Raw genomic sequence first — 17,664 nt, forward strand, 5'->3', positions numbered from 1 at the left:
GAAGAAACTGGGCCATCGCGCAAAACATCGCCGGTTGGCTTATCCCCCATTGCCCCTTATCGCCCGCCCCCGTATCTGTTGAAAAAACAACAAGAGGGGGACATCATGGACATGACACATGTCGCGCAGAACGGATTGGTTCTGCTGGGCTGTGGCAAGATGGGATCGGCCATGTTGCAAGGCTGGTTGGAAGGTGGTTTGCCTGCCAGTTCAGTCCGGGTGATTGACCCTAAACCGTCGACCTGGCTGCAAGGCACCGGGGTGACCATCAACGCAGACTTGCCCGATCATCCCGCAATCGTCCTGATTGCCGTAAAACCTCAGATGATGGGCGATGCCCTGCCCAGTATTGCCGCCATGGGGGGAGGACAGACCTTGTTTGTCTCCGTCGCGGCAGGCACGCCAATCGCCGCCTTCGAGGCTGCATTCGGCGATGACAGCCCGATCATTCGCGCCATGCCCAACACCCCGGCTGCCGTCGCAAAAGGGATCACCGCCATCGTCGGCAACACGCAGGCCACGCCAGAGCATTTGGATTTGGCAGAAACGTTACTGTCTGCCGTCGGCCAGGTCGTGCGGCTTGAGAGCGAAGAACAAATGGATGCTGTCACAGGCGTCTCGGGCTCGGGGCCAGCCTATGTCTTTCACATGATCGAATGTCTGGCCGCCGCGGGCGAGGCCGAAGGGCTGGCCCCCGATCTTGCGATGCAACTGGCCAAGGCGACCGTGGCCGGGGCCGGTGCCCTGGCCGAAACCGCCGACGAAGCCCCTGATCAACTGCGCGTCAATGTCACCAGTCCCAATGGCACCACGCAGGCCGGGCTTGAGGTGCTGATGGACGCTGCGAACGGGCTACCACCGCTGATGAGGGCCACTGTCGCCGCTGCCACCAACCGCTCGAAGGAGCTTCGCAATGGCTGAGGAAATCGCTTTTGACGACTTCCTGAAGGTCGACATCCGCGTGGGCCGCGTGGTGCGGGCAGAACCTTTTCCAGAGGCACGCAAACCGGCAATCAAGCTGTGGGTGGATTTCGGCGACGAGATTGGCGAGCGGAAATCAAGCGCCCAGTTGACCGCCCATTACACGCCCGAATCCCTGATCGGTCGTCAGGTCTTGGGCGTGGTCAACTTCCCACCGCGTCAGATCGGGCCGGTGCGTTCGGAAGTTCTGGTACTGGGCCTGGCGGATGAAGATGGTGGCATCGTTCTGATTGGCCCGGACCAGCCAGTGCCCAATGGCGAAAGGATGTGCTGAGATGCGCGTGCTGATGACGCGACGCTATCCGGATCGGGTGGTCTCAGAAGCTCAAATTCACTTTGAGGTCGAAATCCGCGAAGACACCGTACCCCTGAAACCCGGCCAGATGCGCGGCGCACTGGCGCTTTATGATGGCATCATGCCGACGCTGGGTGATGCGTTTGATGCCGAGGTTTTTGACGGGGCCGAAAACCCACGCTGCAAGGTGCTGGCCAATTTTGGGGTGGGGTATAATCACATTGATACCGCGGCAGCTCGGGCCGCTGGCGTGACTGTCACCAATACCCCCGGTGCGGTCACCGATGCGACCGCCGATATCGCCCTGACCCTGATCCTGATGAGCGCGCGGCGCGCAGGCGAAGGCGAACGGCTGGTGCGTGCGGGGGATTGGAAAGGCTGGGAGCCGACCCAGATGCTGGGCCTGCATGTGACCGGGAAAACCGTCGGCATCGTCGGGATGGGCCGCATCGGGCAGGCCGTTGCGCAACGCTGTCACATGGGGTTTGGCATGAAGGTGGCCTATTTCAACCGCTCGGCCAAAGAACTGCCATTTGAGGCACATCGCTGTGACACGCTGAACGAATTGGCGAACATGGCCGATATCGTGGTGATCGCCCTGCCCGGCGGATCCGAAACCAAACATGCCATCGCCGCGCCGTTCTTTCACGCCATGCGCCCCCACGCCCATGTCATCAACATCGCGCGCGGTGATGTGGTGAACGAAGTGGCCCTGATCACTGCTCTTGAGCGCGGCGAAATCGCGGGCGCAGGCCTTGATGTTTACGAGCATGAACCAAAGGTGCCCGAAGCCTTGCGTGCGATGGAAAACGTCACGCTTCTGCCGCATTTGGGAACGGCAGCATTGGAAGTTCGTGAGAAGATGGGACTCATGGCAGTTGCGAACCTGCGCGCCGCGCTGAGTGGGGAAACACCGCCCAATCTGGTAAACTGACCAAGAAACCCAAGGATAACATTGCCCATGACAGCCCAAACTGCAGGACTGATCTGGGCGCTGGCCTTCGTTGTGCTGGAGGCAGCGCAATTCGTGTTCTTTGGCGGCACGTTCCAGAGGATGGACTCGTTCCTTTTCGGGTTCCTTGTCCTGGGTTTGACGGTGATCACCTTTGTCGGGGCCGCGATCCTGCGCAGCCCGGGTCAGGTACGGGCCGCCTTTGCCAATCCGTGGCTTTTGTTCAGGATCAATGCGATCGCGACTCTCGGCTGGATCGCCTATCTTGGCTCGGTTCAGCTGATCGAGCCGGCAGTGGCCTATACGATTGGTGCGGGCGTGATGCCCCTGACCGCCGTGGCCCTGCATTATCTGGGCTGGTCCGAGGGCGAAGCGTTGCGCAACCGGCTTGAAATTCTCGGAAACATCCTGATCGGGTTGGCCATTCTGAGCCTGATCCTTGTCACGCTCATGGACTTGTCCGGCTTTGTGCGTGGCGGCATAGGAGCCGCCCTGCTTGGTGTTGCACTGGCGATTGCCGATGGTGTCCTCTTCACGTTGCTGCTGGTCTATTGCCAACGGATGGACCGTAAGGGCGTTGGGCCTTCGGCCCTGTTTGGCATGCGGTTCATGCTTTATGTTCTGACTGCAGGTGTTCTGGCCGCAACACGGGTCAATCCCGCGCCTGTGCCGGAGGTCAGCGAGATGATCTGGATCATTGTAGCGGGTTATGCGCTGATCGTTCCGCCGCTTTATGCGCTGCAACGAGCCGTAGCACTGATCAGCACGCTGACACTGGGCACACTCACGGCAACCGGCCCATTTGTGATTTTCCTGCTGCAAATCTTCGAGGGGCGGGTTGCACAATCGGGGCCAACATTGATCGGACTATGCCTGTTCTTCGCAGGCGCTATTGTGGCGGCGACCGGTGCCACCAGGGCCGCAATACGCGCAAGCTGACCTGCTATTGCCGCATCGTTACGCTTGACGAAGCCGCCAGCTTGGGATGATCTGGTTGAACCCTTATCCGGAGCGCGCCCATGCACACCCCCGCCATCACCGGCACCGGTGTTTTCACGCCAGAGCAAGTCATCACCAATGACGAGTTAGTCGAGACCTTCAATGCCTATGCCGAGCAATTCAATGCGAACAATGCCGAGGCAATTGCCGCAGGAGAGGTCGAGGTTAAGGAGACGTCGTCATCGGAGTTCATCGTCCACGCCTCGGGGATCGAACAACGATACGTGATGAACAAATCCGGCGTACTGGACCCAAATGTGATGCACCCCCATCTGCGCCCACGCGGCAATGACGAGCCGGGGATCATGGCGGAAATGGCGTTGGATGCCTGTGGCAAGGCGCTGGCGCAGGCCGGGCGCGAGGCGGGTGAGATTGACCTGATCATCTGTGCTGCCTCAAACCACGAACGCCCCTATCCGGCGATTGCCATCGAAATCCAGCAGCTCTTGGGCTCTGGCGGCTTTGCTTTTGACATGAATGTCGCCTGTTCTTCGGCGACATTTGGCATTCAGGCGGCGGCGGACATGGTACGGGCCGGGTCGGCTAAACGGGCGCTGGTGGTCAGTCCCGAAATCTGTTCGGGCCACCTGGAATGGCGCGACCGGGACTGTCACTTCATATTCGGCGATGTCTGCACCGCTGTGGTGATCGAACGCAGCGATGACGCACAAGGTACCCATTTCCTGATCCATTCAACCCGCTGCGCCACGCAGTTTTCCAACAATATCCGCAACAATAACGGCTTCCTGCGCCGCACGCGCGAGGGCCACATGGATGACCGGCGCGATATGCTGTTCGTGCAGGAAGGGCGCAAGGTGTTCAAAGAGGTGCTGCCGCTGGTCTCAAAACACATCTCCGCGCATCTTGAGGAAGCGGGCATTAGCGCGGACAATCTCAAACGCCTCTGGCTGCATCAGGCCAATAAAACAATGAATGATTTCATTGGCCGCAAGGTCATGGGTCGGGTGCCCGAGCCAGAAGAACAGCCCAACATTTTGCAGGATTATGCCAATACGTCCTCGGCCGGATCGATCATCGCATTTTGCAAGTATTCCGACGATCTGGTGCCCGGTGACACCGGGCTGATCTGTTCCTTTGGAGCAGGATATTCCGTGGGCTCGGTGCTGGTTGAACGCGCCTGACGAAAACGGCAGGAAACCCCTTGCCTAAAGCGTGATCCCGGCGTATACGCCACTCTTCACCGCCCGACCGGCCCAAGTGGCATGCCGAGTCGCGCGCAATCGACCGAACCTTTAGAGGAGCCGGAAATGCCCAAGATGAAGACCAAATCGAGCTGCAAAAAGCGGTTCAAAGTGACGGCCAAGGGCCGCGTGGTGGCCGCTCAGGCCGGCAAGCAGCATGGCATGATCAAGCGTACCAACAAATTCAACCGTAACGCCCGTGGCACCACCACGCTGAGCAAAGCCGACGAAGGTATCATCAAACCGATGATGCCTTACGCACGCTAAGGAGGGATTGAGATATGGCACGTGTAAAAGGTGGAACCGTCACCCACGCCCGTCACCGCAAAGTCGTCAAGGCCGCCAAAGGCTATTACGGCCGCCGCAAAAGCACCTTCAAGGTTGCCACGCAGGCCGTCGACAAGGCCAACCAATACGCCACGCGCGACCGCCGCAATCGCAAGCGGAACTTCCGCGCGCTGTGGATTCAACGGATCAACGCCGCTGTGCGCGCGCATGACGAGGCGCTGACATATTCGCGCTTCATCAACGGTCTGGGCCTTGCCGGGATCGAAGTGGACCGCAAAGTCCTGGCCGATCTGGCCGTGCACGAACCTGCCGCCTTCGGCGCAATCGTGGAACAGGCCAAAGGCGCCCTGGCCCAGTAAGCCAGCCGTAAGTCAATGAGATTTGAAGACCGCTCGATGGCGACATCGGGTGGTTTTTTTTGTTGCTTCCGGGCTGCGCTATGCCACATCGAAACAGTGGGGCGATCCGGAAATGAGCGAAGACAAGTCCGCTTCGGACACCGGTTTGCAAAAGTAGTACCCTTGCGCAAACCGGCATCCAAGCCGGCGCAATGTCTCGACATCGCCATCGGTTTCCAAGCCCTCTGCGATGATATCCACGCCAAGATCCTGACCCAGCGTGACAAGCATTTTCACGATGCTGCGTGAGACCGGGTTATCATGGGCATCGGCTACAAACGCACGGTCGATTTTCAAAGACGTGATCGGTAAAGACTTGAGATAGGCAAGATTGGAATACCCCGTTCCGAAATCATCAATCGAGATTCCGCAGCCCAGCGCCCGAAGCTGTTTGAAATTCTTGTCCGCGATATCAAAGTCGGGGATCAGCGCCGTTTCAGTCACTTCAAGCTTTACATGCTTCGGCTCGATGTTGTTGGCATCCAGCAAGAAGGCCAGGAATTCGACGAACCCATGTCGGCCAATGTCCTGACCCGATACATTGACCGAGGCGAAAAGCTGTTCAGGCGCACCGTCCAACGCCCGAAGACGCTGAAGCGTCGCGCAGGCCTCGACCACCGCGAACTCTGTGATCAGCTTGATCGACCCGGTTGTTTCGGCAACATCAATGAAACGATCCGGGGGCACATCGCCAAACTGTGGGTGTGTCCAGCGCATCAAGGCCTCAAACCCAACGATACCGCCATCCAAAAGCCGAACAATTGGTTGGTAAACCAATGAAAACTGCCCATCAGCGACACCCTTAACAATATCTGTTTCCAGCCTGAACTGCTCAATCAACTGGTCAGAGTTACGCAGTGTGCTTTCGGCAATAGGCACCTGTTCGGACGGGCCGGTGGTTTGTTTGACAAAAGTCGTCGTGAAGTGGATCGACGTTTCAATACAGGCGCGCAGGACGGGATCCAACTTCTCAAACCGGTTCAAGATCTGTTCAGCAGAAATGCGATAGACCGTACAGGGTGTCAGCGCCTCAACCGTCACTGCCCGGGGTTGACCGGTGAGAATGGACAACTCACCAATAATGGATCCCGCGCCCCGTCGCTCCACATCGGTGCGCTTGCCGACAAGTTTACTGTAAAGAATGACCTCGCCACATTCTATGACATAGGCATAGTCGTTGGCATCGCCTTCGCGATACAACAGATCGCCCGGAGACAGCTGAATTTCGACGACGGATGTCATTCCTGGATGTCCTGTCCGTGGGGCCCTGGGCATGCGCTGCCCCACATTCTTGCCCGAAAGAGTTTCGAAACCGCTGCGCGGCGAAGGGCATTTTGAGAACAATTTTAATTGAGTTTTCAGCATACTTTTAACCGTGATCGCTCTGCCAGCTGCGCAACAATTCCCCGGTTCTGCCCTTTTTTGTCCACAAATCACCGTCAATTTCGAAGCTCAGGATCCAGACAAAGCCATATGATCCGACAGGAGAGCAGAATATGAGCACCCAAGTGAATCAAGCCGACCCCGCCCAGCAAAGCCTGAGCGAAAAGGCCCGCCGCCTTCTGGCCGCCCATGACCGCGAAGTATCGCAGATGACTCGTGAAATAGTGCGTGAGCCCAGCGGCCAGACCTACAGGATGGCTGGATAACTCCGATCATCACCCGCGCGGAAACGATGTTTATCCGCCGCGCGAAATAGACTATTCCTGATCTGTCCCAGCTGAATGGGCCGGATGACTCATGGATCACAAAGCCTTCATCGCCGCTCTGTCGAAAGAGCGTCTTGCAAGCCTGAACACACTCAGCGACGCCGCAGGCCTGCGCCATTTGGCAGGCCATGCAGGCCTTATTATCATTTTTGGAGTCTGGATCGCACAGGGCTGGTGGCTATGGCCTTTGGCCGTGGTCGCGCAAGGCATCTGCATTTGCTTTCTGTTCACACTGCAACACGAAACAACACATAAAACACCGTTCGCCACCGTTTGGCTGAACGAATGGGTCGGCCGGATCACGGGGTTATTGATCCTCCAGCCGTTTGAATGGTTCCGCTATTTTCACCTGGCCCATCATCGATACACCAACATACCGGACAAAGACCCCGAACTGATCAGCGGCGCCAAACCGGAAACCTGGCGTGCCTACATCACACATGTCACGGGCCTGCCATATTGGTGGGGGATGGCCGCTCAGACCGTTCGCAATGCGCTAGGCCGCGATCCGGGCGGTTACATTCCCGACCGCGCCCGCGCCCGCGTGATCAACGAAGCGCGATGGATGTTAACGCTTTATGGGTTGGCCGCGTTTAGCCTGCTGTTCTCTCCGCTGTTGTTCTGGGTCTGGCTGCTGCCTTGCCTTTTGGGTCAGCCATTCCTGAGGCTGTATCTTTTGGCCGAGCATGGCCGCTGTGCCTTTGTGGCCAATATGTTTGAGAACACCCGCACAACCCTGACCAACCGTGTGATCCGGTTTCTGGCGTGGAACATGCCTTATCATATCGAGCATCACAGCCTGCCAATGGTGCCCTTCCATCGCCTGCCCGACCTGCACGCCGACATGCAAGGGCATCACGGCGTGCTGGCCAATGGCTATGGCGAATTCACCAGGGACTATACCGCCACCCTGAGGTAAGGACAGAGAACCTGTTATCGTTGCGCCTGCAGCACGGTTGCGCAATGGCGCCCGGCAGGGGGTTGGCCGATATGGTGAGGGTTTCTGATCAGGACCCACATCGTTGCATATCCCGGTGCCTTGGCCCGAGAATAAGAACACCCATCCGGCGTAGTGTACCACTGACCCTGATAGCTTTCCGATGGGGCGGCAGGGGCGGTGCGCTTGGAGACACCAATCGCATCTGCTTGCGTAGCAGCAAACGCCAAAGCAACAGCAGGTAGAACCAGCAGTTTCTTGATCATATGCATCTGAAAGATCCTTTCGGGCTGAGAATGATTGCCCTCAAAAATCGCCAAAGCTCCGGGCTTTGGAGCGGCACAATTGCGGCGTCATGGTGGGGTTTGGTTCGGGTTTGACTCAAAGGCCAAAATACCCTGTCTCTTGCAATCACCACCCCACCCCGCTAGCACAGCCGCAACCACATTCGAGGACGCATCATGGACGATCTGCGCGACAAATATATCCGCCTGATTGGCGAGGCTGGCGACGAGGCCACGTTGGAAGACCTGCGCGTACAGGCCGTGGGCAAGAAGGGCGAAGTTAGCTTGCAGATGCGCGAGCTGGGCAAGATGACGCCCGAGGAACGCCAGGTCGCAGGCCCGGCGCTGAACGCTTTGAAGGACGAGATCAATTCGGCGCTGGCCGCCAAGAAAGCCGCCCTTGCTGATGCCGCGCTGGACGAACGCCTGCGCACCGAATGGCTGGACGTGACCTTGCCGGGTCGTCCCCGTCGCGCGGGCACGATCCACCCTGTGTCCCAGGTCTCCGAAGAGGTCACCGCGATCTTCGCCGATATGGGATTCTCGGTTGCCGAAGGCCCGCAGATCGAAAGTGACTGGTATAATTTCGACGCGCTGAATATCCCGTCGCACCACCCCGCGCGGGCCGAGATGGACACATTCTACACCCACCGCGCCGCGGATGATGACCGCCCGCCGCATGTGCTGCGCACCCATACCTCGCCCGTACAAATCCGTACCATGCAGGCCCATGGCGCGCCCTTGCGGGTGATCGCGCCGGGCCGTGTTTACCGCGCGGATTACGACCAGACCCATACGCCGATGTTCCATCAGGTCGAAGGGCTGGCGATTGACCGAGATATCTCGATGGCGAACCTGAAGTGGTGTCTTGAGGAATTCGTTAAAGCGTTCTTCGAGGTGGATGACGTCGAATTGCGCTTCCGCGCCTCGCATTTCCCCTTCACCGAACCCTCGGCCGAGGTTGATATCCGCTGTTCCTGGGAGGGCGGCACGCTGAAGATTGGCGAGGGCGATGACTGGCTGGAAATCCTTGGCTCCGGCATGGTCCACCCCAAGGTGCTGGAAGCGGGCAATATCGACCCCGACGAATGGCAAGGCTTTGCCTTTGGCGTCGGGATCGACCGGATTGCCATGCTGAAATACGGCATCCCCGACCTGCGCGCCTTCTTCGATTCCGACCTGCGCTGGCTGCGCCACTACGGCTTTGCTGGGCTGGACGTGCCGACACTGCATGGTGGGTTGAGTAGGTGAATACATACTTAAAGGTAATTGCCGCGATCGGGTGGACCGCGATTTGTCTGGTATTGGCCGATATAGCAGTGTCATCGTTGGCGAGAGTGTATTCGGGACAATCATTCGGGTCTGCTATCACACTTGAATTAAGCAATATCTTAGGATCTGGCGATATGCGCTATGGGTACCGCTTCTACACCATCGTTTTGGGACTTGGGTTTCTAGCGAAGACGCGCTTGATCCGGAATCTGATGGTCAAGTCGATAAAAGGTGAATAGCAAGTGTAGGGTGGGATTTCACCCTACCACCATTGCGCCAAGCGCTTGCAAAGTATGACGAGGTGCAATCCCGCCCTACTAACCTATTCGTGACATGACATCCCGGCCTTGTTTCGTATGGTCCGGCACATGATGATACGCCTGCTACTCTTCCTCGGCCTTCTAGCCCTTCCCGCATTGGCGGCCCCGGACTGCCACGCCGAAATCCCCTGCCCATTGGGGGACCGATCATACCATGTCAAAGAGCCGGATGAGTGGGATGGCAAAAGCCCGCTGCCGGTGCTGTTGCATTTCCACGGTTGGGCACGGCAGGGCGATCTGATCGTTAAGCACTCGCGGATTTCCGGGGCCACGCGGCGACGGGGTGTTTTGCTTTTGGCCCCGAACGGACAAAACAAAACCTGGAACTTCTGGACACAAGGCAGCGCCGACACGGGTTTCGCCGCACGTGTGATCGAAGACGCCGCCAAACGATACCCGATTGACCGCGCGCGTATCTATGTCTCGGGTTATTCCTTCGGGTCGGCCATGGCGTGGCGCTATGCGTGCGACAATGGCGACGGGGTTGCCGCCCTTCTGGCCGTATCCGGAACGCTGCAACAATCCGAAATCTGCGCCACCGCGCCGGACGAAATCCGCCATGTGCATGGGACCCGTGACAACGTCATGGACTTCCCCTTTGGTCCCGATGGCGATACCACGCACCCTGTGCGCCTGTGGCGGGATCGGCTGGGCTGTGGGGCTGGCAAGACGGATGGCACCTGGCAGGTCACCAAATATGATGTATTTGATCGCACGGTCTGGGACGATTGCGCCGAAGGGCGCGTGGTGCTGGATGTGCACGCGCGCGGCCATTTCATCCCCCGCGGCTGGATCGCACAACAGCTGGATGAACTGCTTGGGAACACCCCGTAGAACACAGCATGCACCACCTGTAGTAAATATCCACATTCAAACCGTCCAAGCCTTCCCCCGGGGTGCGGCATGCGTTAAAGCCCCTTTGACCTATGAATAAACGGATTTGGTGCCATGAAATTCACACTGTCCTGGCTGAAAGACCATCTGGAAACCAACGCCTCGGTGGATGAGATCACCGAGGCGCTGACCGACCTTGGGTTGGAAGTGGAAGAGGTTCAGGACCCAGCCGCGCGCCTGTCCGAATTTACCATCGGCAAGGTCACCCATGCCGAGCAGCATCCCGATGCAGACCGGCTGCGCGTCTGTCAGGTTTTGACCGACGAGGGCAGCCTGCAGATCATCTGTGGCGCGCCCAATGCCCGCACGGGAATTACCGTGGTTGTGGCCAAACCGGGCGTCTATGTCCCCGGCATCGACACCACCATCGGTGTTGGCAAAATCCGCGGCGTCGAAAGCTATGGCATGATGTGTTCCGAGCGTGAAATGGAACTCAGCGAGGAACACGACGGCATTATCGAGCTGCCTTCTGGTGAAGTGGGTGAGCGGTTCATCGATTGGCTGGCCGAGAACGATCCCACCAAGGTGGACCCGGTGATCGAGATCGCCATCACGCCGAACCGCCCCGATGCTCTGGGTGTGCGCGGTATTGCCCTTGATCTGGCCGCGCGGGGTTTGGGCACGATGAAACCTGCCAAGGAAGCAAAGGTCGAAGGGCAGTTCCCCTGCCCGATCAACGTGACCATTGACGAAGATACCCGTGAAAACGGCTGTTTCGTCTTTGCCGGACGCCTGATCCGCAATGTCAAAAACGGCCCCTCTCCCGAGTGGCTGCAAACCCGCCTGCGCGCCATCGGGCTGCGGCCAATCTCGGCGCTGGTCGATATCACCAATTTCTTCACCTATGACCGCAACCGCCCCTTGCACGTCTTTGACGCCGACAAGGTCACCGGCAATCTGCGGGTGCACCGCGCCAAGGGTGGCGAGACATTGATGGGTCTGGACGAGAAGGAGTACACCTTCTTGGACGGGCAGGTCGTGATCTCGGATGATAACGGCATTGAGAGTATCGCAGGTATCATGGGTGGTCTGGAAACAGGCTGCACCGAGGCGACCACTAATGTGTTCCTTGAGGCGGCTGTCTGGGATCATATCCAGATCGCCCATACCGGTCGTGCGCTGAAAATCAACTCGGACGCGCGCTATCGCAACGAACGCGGCATCGACCCGGAATTCAACATGCCCGCGCATGAGTTGGCGACGCAAATGATCCTCGATCTTTGCGGTGGTGAACCCTCCGACGTGGTCGTCGCAGGCGAAGTGCCGGACGTGTCGCGCGCCTATCAGCTTGATCCCGCCCGCGTGCAATCGCTGGTGGGCATGGATATTCCCGAGACCGAGCAACGTCAGACCCTGACCGCGCTGGGCTTCCGCATGGAAGGGTACATGGCACACGTGCCGTCTTGGCGGCCCGATGTTCAGGGTCAGGCCGATCTGGTCGAGGAAGTCGCGCGGATCGCATCGCTGACCAAGCTCAAAGGCCGCCCGATGACCCGCACTACCGATGGGGTGCCCCAACCGATCCTCTCGCCCGCGCAAAAGCGCGAACAGATCGCGCGACGTACCGCTGCGGCGTTGGGATATAATGAATGCGTCACCTACAGCTTTATTGATCGCGCCAGCGCCACGCTGTTTGGCGGCGGTGATGATGCCACGATGCTGGCCAATCCGATCAGTTCGGAAATGAGCCATATGCGCCCCGCCCTGCTGCCCGGCCTGTTGCAAGCTGCGGCGCGCAATCAGGCGCGCGGGTTCATGGACCTTGCCCTGTTCGAGCTGGGCCATGCCTTCCACGGCGGTGAACCGGAAGAACAGCATGTGCAAATCTCCGGCCTTCTGGTCGGGCGCACCGGACCCAAGGATGTGCACGGGGCAAGCCGCGCGGTGGATGTCTACGACGTCAAGGCCGACGCCGAGGCGGTACTGGCCGCGATCGGCGCGCCTGCCAAAGTACAAATCCTGCGCGGCGCGCGCGAATGGTGGCATCCGGGCCGTCACGGCATGATCTGTCTGGGGCCCAAAAAGGTGCTGGGCGTGTTTGGCGAATTGCACCCCAAGGTGCTGAACGCGATGGATGTCAAAGGGCCTGCCATGGCGTTTACCCTGTTCCCTGCCGAAATCCCACTGCCTCGCAATGCCTCGGCCAATCGCGGGGCTCTGGGCTTGAACGACCTGCAAGCGGTCGAGCGGGACTTTGCCTTTGTCGTCGATACGGATGTCGAGGCGCTGACCCTGATCAACGCCGCCGCCGGGGCCGACAAGACCCTGATCGACGAGGTGCGTGTCTTTGATGAATTCATCGGCGGCAGCCTGGGAGAGGGCAAGAAATCGCTGGCCATCACTGTGCGCTTGCAACCCACCGATGCCACGCTGAAAGATGCCGATATCGAAGCGGTCTCGGCCAAGATCGTCGAGAAGGTCACCAAAGCGACCGGCGGCACCCTGCGCGGGTGAGCAATGTCAGCATCACCTTGCGGTCAGCCCAGCCCGAAGAGGCCCCGGCCCTGACCGCCTGCATTGATGCGGCCTATCAATCGTATCGGGATGCAGGGATCGATTTACCCCCCGTGGCGGACGGCATTGCCGAGGATATCCGGGATAACCACGTCTGGTTGGTTGAAGATGCACAAGGTATTGCGGGCGGCGCGATCCTTCTTGCCGGACCCGAGGGTGCAAAGCTGGCCAATATCGCCGTACATCCCAACCGCGTGGGCCAAGGTATCGGCAAGGTGCTGATGAACCACGTGCTGAATGCCGCCAAGGCTCTGGGTCATTCGCAGATCACTTTGGTCACCCACCGCCTTATGCCGGACAATATTGCTTTGTATCAGCATCTTGGCTGGGCGATCACTGATCGGACCGACGACAAAGTGACGATGAGCCGCGGCCTGTAAACCCGGCAGAAGCTGCTTTAAGCATTACATATGCAGCGCGGCCCTCTATCGTTAGTTGTGATTTCCAAAGGTAGGATGCCATGAACCTATCGACCAGCATCTGCGCAACAGTCATCATCTGGCTGGCCTCAGCCGTTCAGGTAGCCGGCTGGTGCCTTAAGCCCGTTGAAGGCGGTGAACCCCAAGGTGTTGAAATAGAACAACCCTATCGGATGGTCCGTGAGGCGCTGACCATTCCCGGCTATCCGTGGCTGATCCTCAAGCCGACAAACCGCTTTCCCCTGCACACCATCCGCAACGGACGGTTCGAAGAACTGGGTGCTGAGTACCCTTACGCACAACTATGGTCCTACCGGGACCACTATGTACTCAGCGATGGGACAGTTTGGGGCGTTCGTTCTGCGAAAAACAGCATCTATGTGCTGCACCCCGGTCAGTCCGAATTCGAGCCAACCGGGATCGACGGGTTTCTGACCCACGTATTTGACCCCAACCGCGAACGGCTTTTGCTGCTCTACGAACATCAGGGACTGATGGAATGGGACGGGCAGAATCTGATCCCGTCGCCTCTGGCGGGGGAACCTCTTGGACTGAACGACTTGCTGCCGCGATACGTCCCCGACCTCGGGATGTACGTCGCGGGAACAGACGGATGGCTCTACACTCTCACGGGGACACCACCACACATATGGAAAAAACTGGATGTCGTCCAACGCCTAAAATCACGCGACGTCTACAGCGTCCGCGCCACCGATTTTCGTGTCTCGCATGACGCGGGGCTGGCTGTCTTTGCTCACAATGGCACAAACCATATCTACGATATTTCGGATGGCTGGACACTGAGACGCATGAACCAGTACCATATATACGGGAGCCTATTTGTGCCAGAGACCGGCCCGTTTTTGCAGCTTGCCCGCAATTCCGCCGGAGAAAGACTCATGTTTATAACGCATGACGGGTTCGTTGATGTCGATCAGGATCTGGCGGTAACCCCCATACCCGAAACCGGGCTGAGGATTACGGGGCATAGGCGCTCAATTAAAACAGAGCAGCAAACTCTTCCTTTCGTGCGGATGGGCCAAACCATAAGATATTATGGCAATGGTCATTTCTACGCCGTTCCTCAGGATACAACGGCCGCGCTGAATGTCACTAGCACCAACTGGTACAAGGTCGCGGGCAGCTTCTTTGCGATTACATCCAATGGCCATTACCGCCTGAACTCAGACCTGACCGTAACTCGCCTGCTCGCCACCAAAGAGACGCCCTCCTACCAACTCGAAAGCCCTGTGCACAGCGCCACCTTCAATGGCGTGTTTCTACAAGGTCATGGGCTGGACCTGTGGCATGTCGATGGCGACACGGTCGAAATGGTTCAGGCCGCCGATGGCAGTCAATTGAACCGTTACATCTCGGACATACCCGGTACAAATTCCGGGCTTATTCTGCGCGACGATGGGTTGCATCTGCTGAGCCGCTCCTGTGCTGACTAAGCCATGTCTTGCACATTGCAATGCTGACAAAATACTCTGACGTGAAACAAACTTATCAAGGAGCGCCCGCATGACCCTGTCCATCTACCTCTCCGGCGAAATTCACACCGATTGGCGCGACCAGATCATCGAAGGGGCGCGGGGACTGAACGTCAGCTTCACAGCCCCGGTCACCGATCACGCCGCCTCGGACGATTGCGGTGTGGCGATCCTGGGTGAAGAGTCCGACAAGTTCTGGCATGATCGCAAAGGGGCTATGGTTAATGCTATCCGCACCCGCAAGGGAATCGAAGAGGCGGACGTGGTCGTCGTGCGCTTTGGCGACAAGTACAAACAATGGAATGCCGCCTTTGATGCCGGCTATGCCAGCGCGCTGGGCAAATCCCTGATCATCCTGCAACCGCCCGAACATGATCATGCCCTCAAGGAAGTGAACGCCGCGGCCCTCGCCATGGCCCGCACCCCCGAGCAGGTGGTGCAGATACTGCGCTATGTGCTGGAGGGCACGCTGCCGGGGTGACGCCGCGTCGCACTTGGGCACGCTGAGCGATCCACGCTAAACATGAGGCAGCAAGGATGGCCTGCCCATGGAGTATGACTATATCATCGCCGGTGGCGGCTCGGCCGGATGCGTTCTGGCTACGCGGCTGAGCGAAGACCCTGACACGACCGTCTGTCTGGTCGAAGCCGGAGGGGGAGGCGACAGCATCCTGATCCGCGCACCTGCCATGGTCGCTTCGATGGTCTCGGGCTTGCCGCCAATCAACAACTGGGCGCTGCATACGGTACCACAGCCGGGCCTGAACGGGCGGCGGGGCTATCAACCACGCGGCAAAGCATTGGGCGGATCATCCGCCATCAATGCGATGCTCTATGTGCGTGGTCACCGGCGCGACTACGATGAATGGGCCGATCTGGGTTGTGAGGGTTGGGATTGGGACAGTGTGCTGCCGTGGTTCAAACGCACCGAACGCAATATGCGGGGCGCGGATGATCTGCATGGCGGCAACGGTCCGTTGCAGGTGGGTGATCAATCCAAACCGCGCGACATTTCACATGCGTTTATCGAGGCCGCCAAGGCGCTGCAAATCCCCGCCAACGACGACTTCAACGGCCCCCGACAGGAAGGCGCAGGGCTGTACCAGGTTACGCAGTTTTTCGATGGCCCCAGGCGCGGCGAACGGTGCTCGGCGGCTGCGGCCTATCTTTTTCCTGTGCTCAACCGCCCCAACCTGACCGTCCTGACCCGCGCCCGGGCGCTAAAGATTACCTTCGACGGCAGCCGTGCTACCGGTCTTGTGGTCCGGCATCGGCGCCGCACCATGCATCTTGGAGCGCGCGGGGAAGTGATTATCTCTGGCGGTGCGTTTGGATCGCCGCATTTGCTGAAACTCTCGGGCGTCGGCCCGGCGGACGAGCTGCGCGCCCATGGGATCGACCCGGTGCATGACCTGCCAGGTGTGGGCGAAAACCTGCAGGATCATCTGGATCACATCCTGTCCGACACCTCGAAACGCGATGATGTGGTCGCATTGCACCCCAAGGGCTTGATCCAACTCGGGCGTGCTGCAGTCAAGTGGCGCAAAAGTGGCAAGGGGCATTTTGCCTCTCCCTTTGCTGAGGCGGGCGTTTTCTTGCGGTCCGCGCCCGGATTGGACAGGCCCGATCTGCAAATCCATTTCGTGATCGGTATCCTGGATCAACACATGCGAAGGCCGCATTTCAAATACGGCTATTCGGCCCATGTCTGTGCGCTGCGCCCGCACAGCCGGGGACGGGTCACACTGGCCTCGGCCAATCCGCGCCATGCGCCTCTGATCGACCCGCAGTTCCTGTCTGATCCACGCGACCTGAAGACCCTGATGGCAGGCACACGGATCATGGAACAGATTATGGCCGGCAAGGCATTTGATCCCTGGCGCGGTCGCCGCCTTTATCCTCACGATGGAAGCGATGCCGCGCTTGAAGCCGATATCCGCGCCCGCGCCGATACGATCTATCACCCGGTGGGCACCTGCCGAATGGGCGCGGATGACATGGCTGTGGTCGACCCCGATGCGCGGGTGCATGGGCTAACCGGCCTCAGGGTGATTGATGCCTCGATCATGCCGCGCCTGATTGGTGGAAATACCAATGCGCCCACCATGATGATGGCCGAGAAGCTGGCACATTCCATCCGGAAGACATAGTTCGGGGGGAAATCCGCCGAACGTTCCCATGAAAAATCTACGCTGATTTGATAAAGCCGTGCTAGACCGTTGCTGCGGACGCGGACAGGCCGCATGTGACACTGTGAAAAGGGACAGAAATGATACAAGAATTTAAGGATTTCATTGCCAAGGGCAATGTCATGGACATGGCCGTCGGGATCATCATCGGCGCGGCCTTTACCGCCATTGTCAGCTCGCTCGTGGCTGACCTGATCAATCCTGTGATCAGCCTCTTCATGGGTGGCACAGATTTCTCATCACTCTTTGTCATCCTGGGAGATGGTGAATTTGCCTCGCTCGCCGCTGCGGAAGAAGCTGGCGCAGCCGTCTTTGCCTATGGGCGCTTCATCATGGCGGTCATCAACTTCCTGATCATCGCATGGGTGGTGTTTCTGCTGGTCAAAGCTGTGAACAAGACTAAGAAGGTCGAAGAAGAGGCCCCGGCAGAAGACCCCGGACCGACCGAGCTGGATATCCTGATGGAAATCCGCGACGGGCTGAATAAGTAAGCTTCATCGCATGGTTGCTGAAAGGCC

General features: G+C 58.7%; 19 protein-coding genes. 17 read left to right on the top strand and 2 right to left on the bottom strand.

Annotated elements, in window-relative coordinates; translation table 11 throughout:
- The first annotated feature begins 105 nt into the window (after window positions 1-105).
- The 7 genes from proC (at window position 106) to rplT (ending at window position 5,076) form a co-directional block, all read left to right on the top strand.
- Window positions 106-921 carry a pyrroline-5-carboxylate reductase gene (gene proC, locus V6N02_RS06210; RefSeq protein ID WP_371224651.1) on the top strand — a complete coding sequence of 272 codons (816 nt, stop codon included), beginning with the start codon at window positions 106-108 and terminating at the stop codon, window positions 919-921.
- Window positions 914-1,255: a tRNA-binding protein gene (locus V6N02_RS06215; protein WP_371224652.1), complete on the top strand. Its 342-nt coding sequence runs from the start codon at window positions 914-916 to the stop codon at window positions 1,253-1,255. The genes proC and V6N02_RS06215 overlap by 8 nt, the downstream gene beginning before the upstream one ends.
- Window position 1,256: 1 nt before the next feature.
- Window positions 1,257-2,210: a 2-hydroxyacid dehydrogenase gene (locus tag V6N02_RS06220; RefSeq protein ID WP_371224653.1), complete on the top strand. Its 954-nt coding sequence runs from the start codon at window positions 1,257-1,259 to the stop codon at window positions 2,208-2,210.
- Between the two features lie 27 nt (window positions 2,211-2,237).
- Window positions 2,238-3,167 carry a hypothetical protein gene (locus tag V6N02_RS06225; RefSeq protein ID WP_371224654.1) on the top strand — a complete coding sequence of 310 codons (930 nt, stop codon included), beginning with the start codon at window positions 2,238-2,240 and terminating at the stop codon, window positions 3,165-3,167.
- Between the two features lie 80 nt (window positions 3,168-3,247).
- Entirely contained in the window at window positions 3,248-4,369 is a 1,122-nt protein-coding gene (locus tag V6N02_RS06230) for a beta-ketoacyl-ACP synthase III (protein ID WP_371224655.1), read from the top strand.
- A 126-nt stretch (window positions 4,370-4,495) separates the two neighbouring features.
- On the top strand, window positions 4,496-4,696 hold the full coding sequence (gene rpmI / locus V6N02_RS06235; protein ID WP_371224656.1) for a 50S ribosomal protein L35: 201 nt from the start codon (window positions 4,496-4,498) through the stop codon (window positions 4,694-4,696).
- A 14-nt stretch (window positions 4,697-4,710) separates the two neighbouring features.
- A complete protein-coding gene (gene rplT, locus V6N02_RS06240) occupies window positions 4,711-5,076 on the top strand; it encodes a 50S ribosomal protein L20 (RefSeq protein ID WP_371224657.1) in 366 nt (121 codons plus the stop codon).
- Between the two features lie 78 nt (window positions 5,077-5,154).
- Here rplT and V6N02_RS06245 read toward each other — a convergent pair whose 3' ends face one another.
- The gene (locus V6N02_RS06245; RefSeq protein WP_371224658.1) at window positions 5,155-6,357 is read right to left on the bottom strand and encodes an EAL domain-containing protein; all 1,203 of its coding nucleotides are present in this window, start codon (window positions 6,355-6,357) and stop codon (window positions 5,155-5,157) included.
- 254 nt (window positions 6,358-6,611) lie between these two features.
- Here V6N02_RS06245 and V6N02_RS06250 point away from each other — a divergent pair, with 254 nt between their 5' ends.
- Complete coding sequence (locus V6N02_RS06250) at window positions 6,612-6,764, top strand: hypothetical protein (RefSeq protein ID WP_371224659.1); 153 nt, start codon at window positions 6,612-6,614, stop codon at window positions 6,762-6,764.
- Window positions 6,765-6,855: 91 nt separating this feature from the next.
- Window positions 6,856-7,743 carry a fatty acid desaturase family protein gene (locus tag V6N02_RS06255; RefSeq protein WP_371224660.1) on the top strand — a complete coding sequence of 296 codons (888 nt, stop codon included), beginning with the start codon at window positions 6,856-6,858 and terminating at the stop codon, window positions 7,741-7,743.
- A gap of 14 nt (window positions 7,744-7,757) precedes the next feature.
- Here the strand turns inward: V6N02_RS06255 and V6N02_RS06260 are convergent, their stop codons facing one another.
- Window positions 7,758-8,033, bottom strand: coding sequence for a hypothetical protein (locus V6N02_RS06260; RefSeq protein WP_371224662.1), 276 nt, complete (start codon window positions 8,031-8,033; stop codon window positions 7,758-7,760).
- 189 nt (window positions 8,034-8,222) lie between these two features.
- Here V6N02_RS06260 and pheS point away from each other — a divergent pair, with 189 nt between their 5' ends.
- From pheS to mscL, 8 genes are all read left to right on the top strand, one after another.
- On the top strand, window positions 8,223-9,296 hold the full coding sequence (gene pheS, locus V6N02_RS06265; protein WP_371224663.1) for a phenylalanine--tRNA ligase subunit alpha: 1,074 nt from the start codon (window positions 8,223-8,225) through the stop codon (window positions 9,294-9,296).
- Between the two features lie 389 nt (window positions 9,297-9,685).
- Window positions 9,686-10,471 carry a CE1 family esterase gene (locus tag V6N02_RS06270; protein ID WP_371224664.1) on the top strand — a complete coding sequence of 262 codons (786 nt, stop codon included), beginning with the start codon at window positions 9,686-9,688 and terminating at the stop codon, window positions 10,469-10,471.
- Window positions 10,472-10,585: 114 nt separating this feature from the next.
- Window positions 10,586-12,985: a phenylalanine--tRNA ligase subunit beta gene (pheT, locus tag V6N02_RS06275; RefSeq protein ID WP_371224665.1), complete on the top strand. Its 2,400-nt coding sequence runs from the start codon at window positions 10,586-10,588 to the stop codon at window positions 12,983-12,985.
- Window positions 12,982-13,425, top strand: a complete 444-nt coding sequence (locus tag V6N02_RS06280) for a GNAT family N-acetyltransferase (protein ID WP_371224666.1) — start codon at window positions 12,982-12,984, stop codon at window positions 13,423-13,425. The genes pheT and V6N02_RS06280 overlap by 4 nt, the downstream gene beginning before the upstream one ends.
- An 80-nt stretch (window positions 13,426-13,505) precedes the next feature.
- On the top strand, window positions 13,506-14,918 hold the full coding sequence (locus tag V6N02_RS06285; protein ID WP_371224667.1) for a hypothetical protein: 1,413 nt from the start codon (window positions 13,506-13,508) through the stop codon (window positions 14,916-14,918).
- A 70-nt stretch (window positions 14,919-14,988) separates the two neighbouring features.
- Window positions 14,989-15,438: a YtoQ family protein gene (locus tag V6N02_RS06290; RefSeq protein ID WP_371224668.1), complete on the top strand. Its 450-nt coding sequence runs from the start codon at window positions 14,989-14,991 to the stop codon at window positions 15,436-15,438.
- Between the two features lie 67 nt (window positions 15,439-15,505).
- Window positions 15,506-17,107: a GMC family oxidoreductase gene (locus V6N02_RS06295; protein ID WP_371224669.1), complete on the top strand. Its 1,602-nt coding sequence runs from the start codon at window positions 15,506-15,508 to the stop codon at window positions 17,105-17,107.
- A 119-nt stretch (window positions 17,108-17,226) separates the two neighbouring features.
- Window positions 17,227-17,637, top strand: a complete 411-nt coding sequence (gene mscL, locus V6N02_RS06300; RefSeq protein WP_371224670.1) for a large conductance mechanosensitive channel protein MscL — start codon at window positions 17,227-17,229, stop codon at window positions 17,635-17,637.
- The last annotated feature ends 27 nt before the right edge of the window (window positions 17,638-17,664 follow it).

The organism is Roseovarius conchicola (assembly GCF_041403425.1).
Taxonomy (GTDB): domain Bacteria; phylum Pseudomonadota; class Alphaproteobacteria; order Rhodobacterales; family Rhodobacteraceae; genus Roseovarius; species Roseovarius conchicola.

What these genes read in the sequence shown, in the direction of transcription:
- V6N02_RS06215 (WP_371224652.1), top strand. Translation starts at nt 914, where the DNA reads ATGGCTGAGGAAATCGCTTTTGACGACTTCCTGAAGGTCGACATCCGC.
- V6N02_RS06245 (WP_371224658.1), bottom strand. Translation starts at nt 6,357, where the DNA reads ATGACATCCGTCGTCGAAATTCAGCTGTCTCCGGGCGATCTGTTGTAT.
- pheS (WP_371224663.1), top strand. Translation starts at nt 8,223, where the DNA reads ATGGACGATCTGCGCGACAAATATATCCGCCTGATTGGCGAGGCTGGC.
- V6N02_RS06285 (WP_371224667.1), top strand. Translation starts at nt 13,506, where the DNA reads ATGAACCTATCGACCAGCATCTGCGCAACAGTCATCATCTGGCTGGCC.
- V6N02_RS06250 (WP_371224659.1), top strand. Translation starts at nt 6,612, where the DNA reads ATGAGCACCCAAGTGAATCAAGCCGACCCCGCCCAGCAAAGCCTGAGC.
- V6N02_RS06255 (WP_371224660.1), top strand. Translation starts at nt 6,856, where the DNA reads ATGGATCACAAAGCCTTCATCGCCGCTCTGTCGAAAGAGCGTCTTGCA.
- V6N02_RS06290 (WP_371224668.1), top strand. Translation starts at nt 14,989, where the DNA reads ATGACCCTGTCCATCTACCTCTCCGGCGAAATTCACACCGATTGGCGC.
- V6N02_RS06225 (WP_371224654.1), top strand. Translation starts at nt 2,238, where the DNA reads ATGACAGCCCAAACTGCAGGACTGATCTGGGCGCTGGCCTTCGTTGTG.
- pheT (WP_371224665.1), top strand. Translation starts at nt 10,586, where the DNA reads ATGAAATTCACACTGTCCTGGCTGAAAGACCATCTGGAAACCAACGCC.
- V6N02_RS06230 (WP_371224655.1), top strand. Translation starts at nt 3,248, where the DNA reads ATGCACACCCCCGCCATCACCGGCACCGGTGTTTTCACGCCAGAGCAA.
- proC (WP_371224651.1), top strand. Translation starts at nt 106, where the DNA reads ATGGACATGACACATGTCGCGCAGAACGGATTGGTTCTGCTGGGCTGT.
- V6N02_RS06295 (WP_371224669.1), top strand. Translation starts at nt 15,506, where the DNA reads ATGGAGTATGACTATATCATCGCCGGTGGCGGCTCGGCCGGATGCGTT.
- V6N02_RS06220 (WP_371224653.1), top strand. Translation starts at nt 1,257, where the DNA reads ATGCGCGTGCTGATGACGCGACGCTATCCGGATCGGGTGGTCTCAGAA.
- rpmI (WP_371224656.1), top strand. Translation starts at nt 4,496, where the DNA reads ATGCCCAAGATGAAGACCAAATCGAGCTGCAAAAAGCGGTTCAAAGTG.
- V6N02_RS06270 (WP_371224664.1), top strand. Translation starts at nt 9,686, where the DNA reads ATGATGATACGCCTGCTACTCTTCCTCGGCCTTCTAGCCCTTCCCGCA.
- V6N02_RS06260 (WP_371224662.1), bottom strand. Translation starts at nt 8,033, where the DNA reads ATGCATATGATCAAGAAACTGCTGGTTCTACCTGCTGTTGCTTTGGCG.
- rplT (WP_371224657.1), top strand. Translation starts at nt 4,711, where the DNA reads ATGGCACGTGTAAAAGGTGGAACCGTCACCCACGCCCGTCACCGCAAA.
- mscL (WP_371224670.1), top strand. Translation starts at nt 17,227, where the DNA reads ATGATACAAGAATTTAAGGATTTCATTGCCAAGGGCAATGTCATGGAC.